This window comes from Paenarthrobacter sp. TYUT067 (assembly GCF_023656375.1).
Classification (GTDB): domain Bacteria; phylum Actinomycetota; class Actinomycetes; order Actinomycetales; family Micrococcaceae; genus Arthrobacter.
Map to the genome: position 1 here is coordinate 96,761 of NZ_JAMOIT010000016.1, position 14,556 is coordinate 111,316.

13 protein-coding genes are annotated in these 14,556 nt (G+C 63.1%); 9 read left to right on the forward strand and 4 right to left on the reverse strand.

What is annotated here, in order from left to right:
• Nucleotides 1-56: 56 nt before the first annotated feature.
• Genes MOD31_RS15235 through MOD31_RS15245 form a run of 3 tightly spaced genes read right to left on the reverse strand, consistent with a single transcriptional unit; the run spans nucleotide 57 to nucleotide 2,359 of the window.
• Nucleotides 57-1,364: an MFS transporter gene (locus MOD31_RS15235; protein WP_250821030.1), complete on the reverse strand. Its 1,308-nt coding sequence runs from the start codon at nucleotides 1,362-1,364 to the stop codon at nucleotides 57-59.
• Nucleotides 1,365-1,407: 43 nt separating this feature from the next.
• A complete protein-coding gene (locus MOD31_RS15240) occupies nucleotides 1,408-1,968 on the reverse strand; it encodes a DUF3027 domain-containing protein (protein WP_142940089.1) in 561 nt (186 codons plus the stop codon).
• Between the two features lie 7 nt (nucleotides 1,969-1,975).
• Nucleotides 1,976-2,359 carry a cold-shock protein gene (locus tag MOD31_RS15245; protein ID WP_026543217.1) on the reverse strand — a complete coding sequence of 128 codons (384 nt, stop codon included), beginning with the start codon at nucleotides 2,357-2,359 and terminating at the stop codon, nucleotides 1,976-1,978.
• Nucleotides 2,360-2,619: 260 nt separating this feature from the next.
• Here MOD31_RS15245 and MOD31_RS15250 point away from each other — a divergent pair, with 260 nt between their 5' ends.
• The 5 genes from MOD31_RS15250 to MOD31_RS15270 all read left to right on the forward strand — a co-directional run bounded on the left by MOD31_RS15250 (nucleotide 2,620) and on the right by MOD31_RS15270 (nucleotide 9,856).
• Nucleotides 2,620-2,835, forward strand: a complete 216-nt coding sequence (locus MOD31_RS15250; protein WP_142940090.1) for a hypothetical protein — start codon at nucleotides 2,620-2,622, stop codon at nucleotides 2,833-2,835.
• A gap of 53 nt (nucleotides 2,836-2,888) precedes the next feature.
• Nucleotides 2,889-5,354, forward strand: a complete 2,466-nt coding sequence (locus tag MOD31_RS15255) for a helicase-associated domain-containing protein (protein WP_250821031.1) — start codon at nucleotides 2,889-2,891, stop codon at nucleotides 5,352-5,354.
• A gap of 13 nt (nucleotides 5,355-5,367) precedes the next feature.
• Nucleotides 5,368-7,026, forward strand: coding sequence for a DNA repair helicase XPB (locus MOD31_RS15260; RefSeq protein WP_250821032.1), 1,659 nt, complete (start codon nucleotides 5,368-5,370; stop codon nucleotides 7,024-7,026).
• 208 nt (nucleotides 7,027-7,234) lie between these two features.
• Nucleotides 7,235-7,708, forward strand: a complete 474-nt coding sequence (locus MOD31_RS15265) for a hypothetical protein (protein ID WP_142940093.1) — start codon at nucleotides 7,235-7,237, stop codon at nucleotides 7,706-7,708.
• A 12-nt stretch (nucleotides 7,709-7,720) separates the two neighbouring features.
• The gene (locus MOD31_RS15270) at nucleotides 7,721-9,856 is read left to right on the forward strand and encodes a multicopper oxidase family protein (protein ID WP_250821033.1); all 2,136 of its coding nucleotides are present in this window, start codon (nucleotides 7,721-7,723) and stop codon (nucleotides 9,854-9,856) included.
• Nucleotides 9,857-10,206: 350 nt separating this feature from the next.
• Here the strand turns inward: MOD31_RS15270 and MOD31_RS15280 are convergent, their stop codons facing one another.
• Complete coding sequence (locus MOD31_RS15280) at nucleotides 10,207-11,166, reverse strand: LysR family transcriptional regulator ArgP (protein ID WP_250821034.1); 960 nt, start codon at nucleotides 11,164-11,166, stop codon at nucleotides 10,207-10,209.
• Nucleotides 11,167-11,234: 68 nt separating this feature from the next.
• Between MOD31_RS15280 and MOD31_RS15285 the strand changes: the two genes are divergently transcribed.
• The 4 genes from MOD31_RS15285 (at nucleotide 11,235) to MOD31_RS15300 (ending at nucleotide 14,536) form a co-directional block, all read left to right on the forward strand.
• Nucleotides 11,235-11,870 (forward strand): LysE/ArgO family amino acid transporter, encoded by a 636-nt coding sequence (locus MOD31_RS15285; RefSeq protein ID WP_166841605.1) that lies wholly within the window; start codon nucleotides 11,235-11,237, stop codon nucleotides 11,868-11,870.
• A 78-nt stretch (nucleotides 11,871-11,948) separates the two neighbouring features.
• On the forward strand, nucleotides 11,949-12,659 hold the full coding sequence (locus MOD31_RS15290; RefSeq protein ID WP_024819794.1) for a response regulator transcription factor: 711 nt from the start codon (nucleotides 11,949-11,951) through the stop codon (nucleotides 12,657-12,659).
• A 3-nt stretch (nucleotides 12,660-12,662) separates the two neighbouring features.
• Nucleotides 12,663-14,126: a HAMP domain-containing sensor histidine kinase gene (locus MOD31_RS15295; RefSeq protein ID WP_166841606.1), complete on the forward strand. Its 1,464-nt coding sequence runs from the start codon at nucleotides 12,663-12,665 to the stop codon at nucleotides 14,124-14,126.
• Nucleotides 14,127-14,245: 119 nt separating this feature from the next.
• The gene (locus MOD31_RS15300; RefSeq protein ID WP_142940099.1) at nucleotides 14,246-14,536 is read left to right on the forward strand and encodes a WXG100 family type VII secretion target; all 291 of its coding nucleotides are present in this window, start codon (nucleotides 14,246-14,248) and stop codon (nucleotides 14,534-14,536) included.
• Nucleotides 14,537-14,556: the final 20 nt, after the last annotated feature.

Sequence of the window (14,556 nt, forward strand, 5' to 3'; positions counted from 1 at the left end):
GCGGGTAGCTCCCGTACGGCGCCGCTGCCATTTAAGCCGCCGCCATTTAAGGTGCGCTACCCGCCCTGCCTGCTTGCGCCGTCGTCGTCCGTATCCGGAGGGGCAAGCAGCGACTCCACCCGGAAGTGCCGCAGTCCGCGGGCCCGGCGGTCAAAACGGAGCCGCAGTTGTTTCGCACGGATGATCCACAGCAAACCCACGACGGCGGTGCTGACGCCGGCAACCGCGGCGACGCCCACGGCCCACCGTGGGCCACCGACGTTGGCCACCAACCCCACCAGCGGTGCCCCGATGGGGGTGCCGCCCATGAAGATGGCCATGTAGAGGGACATGACCCGCCCGCGCATCACGGCTTCCGTGGTGGATTGAACGTAGCCGTTGGCGCTGGTGATAAGGGTCAGGGCGAAGAGTCCGCACGGAATCAGGGCGAGCCCGAACAGCACGGCGTTGGGTGCCAATGCGGCCAGGGCGCTGGCAAGTCCGAACCCGCCGGCGGCCCCGAAGATCAACCTGAGGCGCGGCCTGCCTCGCCGGGCGGCCAACAGCGCACCGGTCACCGAGCCAATGGCCATGACCGAGTTCAAGGCCCCAAAGGCACCCGCATCCATGCCGAATTGGGTGCCCACCATGGCTGCGATAAACAGGGGGAAATTGAGCCCGAACGTGCCCACGATGAAGATCGCCACCAGGACCACCTGGATGTCGGGCCTGTTCCTGACATACTGCAATCCCTCCCTGATCCGCCCCTTGCCCGCGGCTGCCCGGGGTTGACTGCGGAGTGAGGACGCAGGAATAAGTTTCAGTGCCCACAGCATGGCAACGAAAGACACCGTGTTGATGAGGAACACCCAGCCGGGGCCCACCACCACCGTCAGAACACCGGAAACAGCGGGGCCGATCATCCGCGCCACGTTGAAGGAGGCGCTGTTGAGCGCAACCGCGTTGGGCAGGTAATCGTCGGTGACGAGTTCGGAGACGAAAGTCTGGCGGACGGGGGCGTCCACGGCAGTGACTATTCCAAGCATGAGGGCAAAGAGGTAGACGTGCCAGAGTTCAGCGACGCCCAGCAGTACCAACACGCCCAGGCCCGTACTGAGGAGGGCCATGGCCACCAAAGTAAGGAGCAAGAGCTTCCGCCGGCTGTAGCGGTCGGCCAGCAGCCCCGCCCACGGAGCAAGGAAAAGCTGGGGACCGAGTTGGAGTGCCAGGGTAATGCCCATGGCCCCGGCGTCGTGCGCGGTCAAGTGGTCAAAGACCAACCAGTCCTGCGCCGTCCGCTGCATCCAGGTGCCGATGTTGGAGATCAGCGCACCGAAGAACCAGATGCGGTAGTTGAGGATTCCGAGTGACCTAAAGGTGGACATCAGCGTCCGCCTTCACTGTGGTCACCCCGGGTTTCCGCAATGCCTATTCAGCCCCGGTTTCGTCGTCGTCTTCAGCGTCGTCGGAATCCTCGGCTGCCTCGGTGGCCTCGTCTTCTGCGGCCTGCACGGACTCCTCCGTGACGTCCTCAACAGTCTCTTCCACCAACGGCGTCTCATCCTCGGGACGGACGCGCTTGGCCCACGGCACCCACTCCGGGGCCAGGATGGAATCCTCTGAGGGCAGCAAACCGAGCTCGCTCACCGTTACCACCTTGGAGCGGGAGTTCCGGGTGAGCACGGCGTACCACTGCCAGCCGCCGTAGCCGGCGAGGCGGGACTCGAACAGGTGGGTCACCACACGGTCGCCCTCCGACTTGGCGCCAAGGTGCGCCCCCACTTCACCCGGGCTGGCGATGCCTTCAACTGCAACACGAGCAGCATCGACGGCGGCAGCCAGAAACGCGTCAGGCTTGCCGGTGCGCCACACGGGTAACCCGGTGCGCGGTTTGGCCGCGACAGGCTTCCGCGCGGGGGCTTCCCCGTTTCCAGGAGCCTGGGCAGCTTCAGGGCCGGCCTTGGTGTCCTGTGCGGATTCCGAAGTCATGGCGGTCCTAAGCTTCCAGCTCGTCGGCAACCTTGCGCAGGGCCAGGCTGATGGCCTTTGCCTTGTTGCCGTCGGGGTACTTGCCTGAAGACAAGGAGCCGGAGAGGTTATCCAGTACCGTCACCAGGTCCTGCACCATGGGTGCAAGGTCCTTGGCGTTCATGCGCTTGGCTTTGGCGATGGACGGCGTTTTCTCCAGGACGCGCAGTCCCAGCGCCTGGGCGCCACGGCGGCCGTCGGCAACGCCGAACTCCACCCGGGTTCCGGCCTTGAGCTCAGTTACGCCCGCGGGCAGGGACGTTTTGGGCAGGAATACTTCCTGCCCGTCTTCTGCCGCGAGGAATCCGAAGCCTTTTTCCTTGTCATACCACTTGACCTTGCCGGTAGGCACGTAATCAACCTTCTTCGTTCTTGCTTTGGGAGACACGTCGGGCCAATCACCGCATCCGCAGGGATCTGCGGGATCGAGGGTGACAGCCCGGTCCGTGTTGGTCTGTTCCTTCAAGGTTATCCTGCCGGACCCCCTATTCCCGCTTTGCCGCGACCACGCAGCACCGGAACAAGACACAGGCAGCACGCGAACAGGACAAGAGCGGCAACAATGGTGCAGACAGAAGTCCCCTCTGCGGCCTAACTGCTAGCGTTGTGCCCATGACTTTCCCGGGTTACCGCCGCCCCCTCATGATCATCGCCGCCGTCATTGCAGTCCTCTCCCTGGCCGCAGTGGGCACGGTCATGGCTGTGGCTTTTAATGAGGGAGTTGCGCCGGTGTGGGTAACCTGGACGGCACTTTACGGACTGCCCGTGGCCTTCATGCTCGGCATATTCCTGGTAGTTGACTCCGTTCGCCAGCGGCGCCGGCAATAACCTGCGCCCCCGCTGACAGGCACCAGCGGCCCCGGAGCGGTAACGTTGGATTGATGTCCCTTATTCGCGCGCTCAGCAAGGAATTGGAAGCGCGCAGCGACGATTCGCTGCGGGCCTTGTTTGCCGCGCGGCCGGACCTGATCTCCCCCATGGCGCCCGACTTTGCGGCCCTGGCTGCGAGGGCGAGCGCCCGGGTCAGTGTCCAACGGGCCCTGGAACGCCTGAACAAACCGGAAATGCAGGTGCTGGAGACGCTGCACCTGTGTACCAATGCCGATACCGGCCACAGTATTTCCGCGGCCGGGCTGAAGAAGGTCATTGCCGGTTCCACCCTTTCGGCACTGGATCCCATCCTCGCAAAGCTGCAGGAACTGGCACTGGTCCACAGGGCGGATCCGCCCACCGGGTCACCAGCAACATCGTCCCGTCAGCGCTTTTATCTTCCGGTGGGCAGCCTCAAGGACGTGATCGGCATCTACCCGGCGGGACTCGGGCGCAGCTACACCGAACTTGTCCGGTTACAACCGGCCTTTGCCCAGCGGGTAGTGCAGTTGGTGGCCGAGCTTCATCAAAGCGGCGCGGGCATCCACCCCGCCAGCACTCCCATGGACGCTGCGTTGGCATTGCAACGCTGGACATCCAACCCTGAGAATCTGCGCGCCATCCTTGCGACGGCGCCGGCGCGGACCACGGGCTTGTTGGACAAATTCGGCAGCTGGGCCATGGGCGCAGTGCCCCAAGCGCAGCGCCGGGCCTCGGTCACCCACGAAAGTCACGACGTCGGCCCTATCGACTGGCTGTTGGCCCGCGGTTTGCTGGTCCCCCTGGATGCCGGCCACGTGGAGCTGCCCCACAGCGTGGGTCTTGCGTTGCGCGGAGGTGCGATCGTGGACGACTTCACGCTGACGCCACCTGTTCCGGAACTCGGCCATACCAGTGCTGCCCTGCGACGGAATGCGGCCATGGGGGCGATCGCGGAAATCCTGCGGCTGACTGCTGAGCTGTTGTTCGCGGTGCGGGAACAACCCCTGGCGACGCTGCGAAGCGGCGGTGTGGGTGTGCGCGAGTTGCGGCGATTGGCCGAATCCATCCGCTTGGGTGTCCATGAAACGGCCGTCCTCCTGGAGTTGTGCGCCATGGCGGGATTGCTCCGTTTGGACGTGGACAGTTCCACGTGGGTCCAGCCGCCATCGCTCGAATGGCTCAACCTTCCCCGGCAGGAACAGTGGTTGTGGCTGGTCAATGCCTGGCTGGCCAGCGAGAGGGCACCTTCCCTGGTGGGGCAGCCCCTCACCGGCCCGACGTCGTCGGCCGCCCATCAAGGCACGGCCGGTACCACCATCAACGCTTTGTCCGCGGAAGCGCAACGGCCCGACGCCCCTGTTGTTCGCCGTCGGGTCCTTGAAATTCTCAATGAGCTCACAGCCGAAGCGGCCGCACCGGATGGCAAAGCGCCTGTTTTGGACGCCAGGGCTGTACTGCAGCGGGCCGAGTGGTCCCAGCCGCGGATGTCCCGCCGGTTCAGTTCACTGGTCCGAGGCATCCTTGAGGAAGCCACGCTTCTGGGCCTGATGGGATCAGGGGCGTTAACCCAATTGGGTGCGGCCATTGCCGATGCCCAGCCGGAAAAAGCCCTGACCATCCTTGGTGAGCATTTACCGGCCGCCGTGAACCATATTCTCCTCCAAGCCGATCTCACAGCAGTGGCGCCCGGGTACCTCGCGCCGGAGCTGGGCGATACGCTGCTGCTGATGGCCGACGCCGAGGGCCAGGGTCCGGCGTCGATCTACCGGTTCTCGGCCACCTCCATCCGGAGGGCCTTGGACGCCGGACAGGATGCGGAATCTCTGTTGGCGTTCCTCCGTGAGCATTCGGCCACGGACGTGCCCCAACCTTTGGAGTACCTTATCCAGGACACCGCTTCCCGGCACGGCCGCCTCCGAATCGGAACGAGTGCCAGCTTCATCCAGAGCGACGACGAGACCGCCATTACCGATCTTCTCCGCGAAGCCCGGACGTCGGCTTTGAGCTTGGTGCGCATCGCACCCACTGTCCTGACCTCCTCTGCCAGCCCGCGAGAGACTGCGCGCGTCCTTCGCGAGCTGGGACTATCGCCTGCAGTGCAGGAGGCCGAGACCGCCGTCGTGCGTTTCAAGCGAACCACGGCGCTGCCTGGCAGCGCCCGTCCGGTCTACACAGCGCCCCGAACGGCTCCGCCGGAGGACGACGTGGAGGCACAGCTTTCGGTGCTGCGCCAACACCGTGCCGTCCCGGCCGAAACCACCGGCGAGGCGTCCACCCAGCTCGGCTTGGAGACTCTGCAAACGGCTATCCGGCTCAAACAGGCGGTCACCATGAACGTGGTGGACAGCTTGGGGAATGCCAACACTGAAACCGTTGTTCCTGTATCTGTCTCAGGTGGGCGTGTGAGGGTGTTCGATCCCGCCAAGGACACCGAACGGGTGTTGTCCATCCACCGGATCATCGATGTGGAACCCGCAGGAGAGCTGCGCTCATGAAAAGGACTCAACAGTGACCGACGGTCCGCTGATCGTACAAAGTGACAAGACCATCCTCTTGGAAGTCGATCACGAGCTCGCCATCGAGGCCCGGCATGCAATCGCCGCCTTCGCCGAGTTGGAGCGCGCCCCGGAACACATGCACAGCTACCGGCTGACGCCGCTGGGTCTCTGGAACGCCCGGGCTGCAGGGCTGGATGCGGAGCAGGTGCTCGATACCCTCCTGAAGTACTCCCGTTTTCCTGTCCCGCACTCCCTGCTGATCGATATCGAAGAGACCATGTCCCGCTACGGCCGGCTACGGCTTGAAAAGGACGCCCAGCACGGACTGGTGATGCGCACCGATGACTACCCGGTGCTGGAGGAAGTCATCCGTGCAAAAAAGATTGCTCCCCTGCTGGGGCCCAGGATCGACGGCGAAACCGTGGTGGTGCACTCTTCCCAGCGCGGACAGTTGAAGCAGCTGCTCCTCAAACTGGGCTGGCCCGCGGAGGACCTGGCCGGCTACGTCGACGGGCAACCGCACCTCATCATGCTGGACGAAAGCGGCTGGCAGCTGCGCCCTTATCAGAAGTTGGCCACGGAGAACTTCTGGGCCGGCGGCAGCGGCGTCGTCGTGCTTCCCTGCGGTGCGGGAAAGACGCTGGTAGGCGCAGCAGCGATGGCTACATCCTCCACCACCACGCTCATCCTGGTCACCAATACCGTCTCCGCCCGGCAGTGGAAGGACGAACTGCTCAAGCGGACATCACTGACCGAAGACGAAATCGGCGAATACTCCGGTGCAATCAAGGAAGTCCGGCCGGTCACCATTGCCACCTACCAGGTCCTCACCACCAAGCGCGGTGGACTCTATCCGCACCTGGAACTCGTGGACGGGCACGACTGGGGACTCATTATCTATGACGAAGTCCACCTGCTGCCCGCCCCGATTTTCCGGATGACCGCCGACCTCCAGGCACGGCGTCGGCTAGGCCTCACAGCAACGCTGGTGCGGGAGGATGGGCGCGAAGGCGAGGTCTTCAGCCTGATCGGTCCCAAACGTTACGACGCACCATGGAAGGACATCGAGGCGCAGGGTTACATCGCGCCCGCCGACTGTGTTGAAGTCCGGGTAGACCTCCCCCGCGACGAACGGGTGGCCTATGCGATGGCCGACGATGCCGACAAATACCGGCTCTGCTCCACCTCGGAAACCAAAACCACACTGGTTGAAGAGCTCGTGGCAGTCCACAAGGGTGAACAGTTGCTGGTGATCGGCCAATACATTGACCAACTGGACGAGATCGCCGAGCGGTTGGACGCTCCCCTGATCAAGGGCGAAACCAGCGTCAAGGCACGGCAGAAGCTTTTTGATGCTTTCCGCAAAGGTGAGATTCACACGTTGGTGGTGTCCAAGGTGGCCAACTTCTCCATCGACCTGCCTGAGGCGTCGGTCGCCATCCAGGTCTCAGGTTCCTTTGGCTCACGGCAGGAAGAGGCCCAACGGTTGGGACGCCTCCTGCGTCCCAAGCAAGATGGCCGCGCAGCCCGGTTCTACTCCTTGGTTGCACGGGACACGCTGGACCAGGATTTCGCGGCAAAGCGCCAAAGGTTCCTGGCTGAGCAGGGCTACGCCTACAGAATCATGGACGCCAAAGACGTGGGCAAGGACGTTGGGCAGGAGCAGTAGGAAGCCAGCCGGAACAATGTTCCCACGCCTCTTGCTATTCATTTCCATCAACTTTACGATTCCTAGAGAAGCTCTCCGCCCTTAATGGTTGCCCCTGGTCCAGGCAGCCTGGCGGCCAGCCATCGGCGGTGGGGGAATCCCGCAGCCAGGGAGCCGATGGTTCGAAGGCCTTGAAGAATCTGTGAATTGATTACCAGAGGATTCCCCAATGCGTAAAGCCCTCTTGGTCCTCTCCGCGATTGTCCTGCTGTCAGCACTCGCACAGCTGTTCTTCGCCGGATACTTCCACTTCCAAAACACCATCGAAGCCCAGCGTGAAGCCGGCGTCTACCATGCCGTGAACGGCCAATATGTGCTTCGGTACTCAGCTTTGCTGGCCGCGATCGTAGCAGCCATTGCCAAGGCGGGGTCCCGCACCATCTGGCTGGCGGCAGGTATTTTCCTGCTGACATGGCTTCAGCTGATCATCTTTATTGTTGGCGGCATGTTGACCGGATCCTCGCCGGAGTTCATCACTCCTTCGGGCTCGTGGGTGGTTTCCATCCACCCGATCGTGGGCGCGATGATGATCTTCATGTCCTATTGGTTGTTCAAGCGCGCACAAGCTGCCGCCCTCAACCCTCAACCGTTGCCTCCCAAGGCTGCATCTTCGGATGCTTCCACGTCCCCCAGCACAGCCTAAGCACCGGCAGCTGTGAACACCTCGCAGCTGCTGGCAGTAGATCTGCTGCTGTCTTTCGTGTCGGCCGGCGCCTGGATCGGCGCGGCGTGGATGAGCGCGTCCTTGAAGGACAAGTCCCGCCGGACTGACCTTGCATTGCTCCTATTGGGTACAGCCGTCGCAGTGACAGTGGGACGGTACGCATTGCTTCCCGCTTTGGTGGCGGGCAGTTGGTGGTTTGCCAGCGAACGCATAACCATCAACGTGCCTCTGACCGCCATCCCCGCGGCTTGGGCCGCGGCGGGCGGTGTTCCGTTCTTGCTGAGGAGGCGGAACACCGGCTCCAAACCTGTCACACCAGATCCTGGACGATCCCGCGAATGGGCCGTCCTGGCCATAGTGGCTGCTGCCGCTTCCGCCGTGGCATCGCTGGCGCTGACGTTCGTCCTGGGGCCATTCCCCTCACTTTGGAGCCTAGCGGTGGTGCTGTTCATGGTGGCGGCATCTGTGCTGACCGCAAAGCTCGCACTGTTTCCTCAGACAGGACAGGTCGCACCTCGGTCCGGCGCGGCTCCCGGCGGCGGCGCTTCTGCCGTTGTCCGGCGGCCGACGGCGGCTGCCGCGGTGGCCGGGCTTATGATCTGTACCGCTTTGGGATCGGGGGTCTTTGCCTGGCTTGGGAGCCGGTCGGTGGACGGCGCCACCATCACCGCCGCCGTCGGTCATCACGGCGGTGCTGGCGTTGCGGTGAAGGATCCGACGCCGGTGACCAGCCTGGTGGGCGATGCCTTCGCGGACGCTGTGGTCCGGCGCTACGAACTGACGGCGCGAATGGAACAGGTAACGCTTCCATCCGGACAGGCCACGGAGGCCTGGACGTATGGCAGCCTCCCCGGGCCGGCCTTGGAAGCCCAACTGGGAGAAGTGATGGAGGTGGTGCTCCATAACCGCGATGTGGCTGCGGGGGTGACGTTGCACTGGCACGGGTACGACGTCCCCAACGCCATGGACGGGGTGGCAGGGGCTACCCAGAACGCCGTCATGCCCGGAGGGTCCATGACGTATCGCTTCACCGCCGCCCAAACCGGCACCTACTGGTACCACACCCACCAGGATTCCGCCGAGGGGGTCCGCAAGGGCCTCTATGGCACGTTCGTCGTGCACCACCCCACATCCCCCCGGGCCGATACGGACATTGTGGTGGCGGGGCACGACCTCAGCGGTCTGGGGTTGCTGGGCTCCTCAGACCGCACCACCGTGCATACGGCCACACCTGGTTCGAGTGTGCGGATTCGTCTGATCAACACCGATTCCGTGCAGCAGCGGTACCTGATTCAAGGCGTGGCCTTCAAGGCCGTAGCCGTGGACGGAACCGAAGTGAACCAGCCCCAGGAAGTGACCGGCAAACTGGTACGCCTTGGCGCCGGTGGCCGGGTGGACGTCGCCTTCACCATGCCCGCCACGCCCGTCACCGTGCGTTCGGACGCAGCAGCCAGCGCCGTCGTGGTCATTGCTCCGCCAGGTTCAGCAGACGCAGATTCCCAGGAACTGGCTCGGGAGAAGGCGCCGGCAGGGGTCTTCACCACCACGCCGGTGCTCGACCTTCTGGAATATGGCAAACCGCTGGATCGGGTTGAATCGCTGGATGGGGTCGAACCGCTGGATGGGGTCGAACCGCTGGATAGGGTCGAACCGCTGGATAGGAGCCGTGATGGCTCTGGACCCGTCCGTCCCATCACGCGGGAAGAAGTGATGGTGCTGGACCGGCAATTCCGATTTGTCGACGGGATTCCCCGGTACGCCTTCACCGTGAACGGGGCAGCGTATCCGCTGGTTCCGTCCATTGAAGTGGCTGAGGGCGACACCGTGAAAGTGACGGTAGTGAACCGCACCTCAGAGCCACATCCGATGCACCCGCACGGTCACCACGTGCAGGTCCTCAGCAGGAACGGCGTGGTCCCCAGCGGGTCACCACTCAACCTGGACACCGTGGACGTGCTGCCGGGCGAAGTGTGGGAACTACTACTCCATGCTGACAACCCTGGGATCTGGATAGATCATTGCCACAACCTGGACCACGCTGCCGAAGGAATGATGATGCTCCTGAAGTACCAAGGCGTGTCATCGCCGTTCGTGCACGGCGGCCAATCACACAACCGGCCTGAGTAAACGGACGGCCTGAGGAAACGGACGGCCTGAGTAAACGGACGGCCTGAGAGGGGTGAACCTTAGGCGACCATTCTGCTGGTGACCTCAATCTTTACGTGATCCACCACGGCCCAGCCGTCCTCATCGCGAAGTTGGGCACTGGCAAACCGTTCGGCCGCGGCCAGGTCGTCAAAATCCTCGCGCCCTAATACGGCCTGAATCGGTATCCAGATACGTCACATGGAACTCGACGTCCCTGGTGCGGTTCTGGTGGATGCTTGCGGGAGCTGCTGTGTTTGCCATGTTTTAAGTGTGGAACGGGGCACTGACATTATAGGAAGCATCCGCAGGCGTGTTGGGATTTCGTGGATTCAGGGCTTGGCCAGGTACTGGCCGGACACCTCACGGACCGTGTCGCTCAGGACGTCCAATACCCTTGACGCCGTCTTCCACCGTTGCCAGTAGAGCGGCACATCGAAGGGTCGGTCCGGGGCGAGTTCGATGAGCCGTCCGTCGGCGATGTCGGGCCCGCATTGAACTTCCGGGATCAAGCCCCAGCCAAGGCCCAAACGGATCGCGTCGCCGAAGTCCTGGGAAGCCGGGACGTAATGCCGGGGTCCTTTCCAGTCCGGAACCGCGCCGCCCTCAGCTTTGAACGCCGACTGCACAAACGCCCACTGATAGGTGTCCTTGCGATCAAAGTCCACGGTGGGGGCCGCATTGAGTGCGGCTCCGTCCACGTGGCTGCGCGGGTGCTTGTCCGGGTGCTTGTCCAAACCCTTCTCACCTTTCTGGAACCACCGTTCCACGAACTGCGGGGCTGCAACCGCGCGGTAGCGCATCACGCCAAGACTCTCTACGCGGCACCCTTGCACGGGCTCTGGAGTTGCCGTCACGGCGGCCATCACTTTCCCGGAGCGAAGCAAGGATGTGGAGTGCTGCTCATCATCCCTGTGGAGGTCGAAGGTGACGTTGAGGTCCTCAGGCACGTGGGCCAGCGCTTGCAGGAACCACACCGCCAAGGAATCCGCGTTGACCACAATGGGTACAGCCAACTGGGCCCTGTCCCCATCCAGCCCTAGTTCGCGTCCGGCATCAGCTTCCAGTTGCGCTACCTGCCTCGCCAGACGAAGGACCACTTCGCCCGCTTCCGTGGCCTGGGCAGGGTTGCTGCGTTGAAGCAAGACCCTCCCGGCCGACTGTTCGAGTGCCTTCAGCCGTTGGGAGACGGCCGACGGCGTGATGTGAAGCATGCGGGCGGCAGCATCAAGAGTGCCTTCTGAAAGGACCGTGGCGAACGTAAGGAGCTGGTCAGAAGGAAATTGCGGCATAAGAATATCTTATGCCGTATGAGAATCTTTAGCTGGCCTAAAGGTTGTTGCGCCCGTAATTTCGAAGGGTGAACTTTACTGATTTCTTCCAATCCGCTGGCCTCGGCCTGGCCACAGGCCTCGCCCTGATCGTCGCTATCGGAGCCCAGAACGCTTTCGTCCTCCGGCAAGGAATCCGGGGCGAGCATATTGTGCCCATCGTGGCGGTCTGCGCCTTGTCCGACGCCGTCTTGATCGCGGCCGGTGTATTAGGCACGGGTGCGCTTGTTACGGCAGCCCCTGCCGCCGTCGTGGTTCTTCGCTATGTGGGCGCCGCCTTCCTGGTGACGTACGGCATTGTGGCCGCCCGGCGCGCCCTCCGTCCGCAGTCGTTGACAGCAAGTGAAGGGCGCGTCAACGACGCCGGCGCGAAGCGGGGTCTCGCTGCCGCCGTCACCACCGTCCTGGCGCTAACCTGGCTCAACCCGCACGTCTATCTGGACATAGCACTTCTGGGCTCGATAGCCAGCGCCCAGGGCGACCAGCTGCAGTGGTGGTTCGGGGCTGGCGCCATGTTGGGCAGCATCCTATGGTTCAGCTCATTGGGATTTGGAGCACGCTACCTCCGCGGCTTCTTTGCCCGGCCACTGTCCTGGCGATTCCTGGATGGCGGGATCGCCGTAACCATGGTGGCGCTGGGAGCGGGGTTGGTGCTGGGGGCCTGACCTGCCGCCCTTAGCCACGCAGGCGGCTCCCATGCGGCGTCCAGAAAACTCCCAGTTTCTGGGAGCATCATGGGTGTCATGAAAAAGAACGGTCCTGAAGCCAAGCTTCTCGTAGTCGACGACGAACCCAACATCCGCGAGCTGCTGTCCACGTCGCTGCGTTTTGCAGGCTTCGAGGTTGTTGCGGCCGCCAATGGTCGCGAAGCCCTCGCCGCGGCCGACCTCCACTCACCGGACCTGGCAGTTCTGGACGTCATGCTGCCGGACATGGACGGTTTCACGGTCACCCGTCGACTCCGCGCTGCAGGCAAGCACTTCCCGGTGCTGTTCCTCACAGCGAAGGATGATACCGAGGACAAAGTCACCGGCCTCACCGTCGGTGGCGACGACTACGTCACCAAACCCTTCAGCTTGGACGAAGTGGTGGCGCGCATCCGCGCGGTCCTTCGCCGCACCCAGCCGCTGGAAGACGACGACGCCGTGATCCGCGTGGACGATCTTGAACTCGACGACGACGCCCACGAGGTCCGTCGCGGGGGCACCGTGATCGAGCTCTCCCCCACCGAATTCAAGCTCCTGCGCTACCTCATGCTCAATCCCAACCGCGTCCTATCCAAGGCCCAGATCCTGGACCACGTGTGGGAGTACGACTTCAACGGCGATGCTTCGATCGTGGAGTCCTACATCTCCTACCTGCGCCGCAAGGTGGACATCGATCCCGATGCCGCAGCCCTCATTCAGACCAAGCGCGGCGTGGGTTACGTGCTGCGGACGGCAGAGAAGCGCTGACCCTTGCTGCTTCGCTGGAAGTCGGCGTCCCTGAGGTCCCAGCTCGTCGCCATCATCATGGGCCTGCTGCTGCTCGCCCTGGCGGCCACGGGCGCGGGAACATTGACGCTCGTCAAGAGTTACCTGCAAGGCCAAGTGGACGACAAACTCAAAGCCGCCGTCGCCCTGGCCCAGGACCAGCAGTCTTTCGACAAGCTGGCCCAGCCCAACCCCTCAACTCCTACCGACACTGCCGTGCCCACGGACTACTCGCTAACGCTGTACGTTCCAGGTCTGGAGCCTTATCCTTTCGGCGGCAGTCAGAGTGATCGTCCGGCGATCGCCAATATCACCGCAGCTGAAGCCAAGCTTCGCGGCAACTCCCCCTTCCAAGTCAAAGGCACGGCCGGAACCAACTGGCGCGTGGTGGCCATCGGGGTCACCGCCAACGGCCAAAACGGCGTAGTGATCATCGGGCTGCCTCTCACCCCGGTGGACAAAGTGATGGAGCACGCCGTTCTGGTGGTTGTAGGCGTGGGCCTGTTGACGTTGGTCCTGGCGTTCTTCATCGCCACGTGGACCGTGGCGCGGTCCTTCCGTCCGCTTGCCAAGGTGGAGAAGACGGCTGCAGCCATCGCGGCCGGTGATCTGTCCCGCCGCGTGGAGGTGGATAACCCGCACACTGAGGTTGGCCGGCTGGGCGGTTCCCTCAATGCCATGCTTGCCCATATTGAAGCTTCCTTTGCTGCCCGCGCTGCTTCCGAGGGGCGCATGCGTCGCTTCGCAGCGGACGCCTCCCACGAGCTGCGCACCCCTTTGGTGACCATCCGTGGCTTCTCCGAGCTTTATCGTCACGGAGCATTGGCCACCAAAGAAGACGTAGCCATGGCAATGGGCAGGATTGAAAGCGAAGCCAAGCGTATGGGGTCCATGGTGGAAGACCTGTTGATGCTTGCCCGGCTTGATGAGCAGCGGCCCCTTCAACTCAAGCCAGTGGATCTCCAGCTCCTTGCCCACGATGCCGTAGTGGACACCAAGGCCTCCTCCGGAGACCGAACCATCAGGCTCACCGGGCTCGACGATGCCTCCCCCACTGCCGCGCCCGTTCAAGGTGACGAAGCCAAACTCCGGCAGGTCATTGGGAACCTGGTGGGAAATGCACTGCGGTACACCCCCGAAGGCAGCCCCATAGAACTCGCTGTCGGTGTTCGAAACACTCCGTCGGGTTCCGTTTCAGTCATCGAGATCCGCGATCACGGGCCAGGCATTCCGGAGACCGAAACCAATAAGATCTTCGAGCGCTTCTACCGTGCTGACACGTCGCGGACCCGGGAAACAGGCGGCAGTGGTCTCGGCCTTGCAATTGTTGCAGCGATTGTTGGCTCGCACGGCGGTACGGTCCAGGTTGCAGAGACCGACGGCGGCGGCGCCACTTTGGTAGTCAGCCTCCCCTTCCACCAGGAATCAGCCGAGCTGTTGTCCACATAGCGCTGTTGTCCACATAGCGACGTATGACTGTTCTGCGACTGCGGGCGGCTGCCTAGGCTCAATGTTGTAGCCACGCATCCCCCGCACCACGCGGAACATCTTCGTCGAAAGGCATCACCATGAGCGTTATCTCAGTCGATACCGAACTTCTCCAACTCAAGTCAGCCAACGTCAAAGGAACTGTGGATCGCATCAGTTCCGATGTCCACACCATGCGGCGCGGCCTTGAGGAACTCGAGGCGACCTGGCGGGGAACAGCAGCCACCAACTTCCAAGCGCTTGTCATGGAGTGGTCCCTGACCCAAAGCAAGGTGGAGGCGTCCTTGGCCTCCATCAATCTGGCTCTGTCAACAGCGGCCACAAGTTACCTGGAAGTGGAGCAGGGAAACACGCAGCGCTTCACTTATTAGCTCACACTGTCGAGTTACTT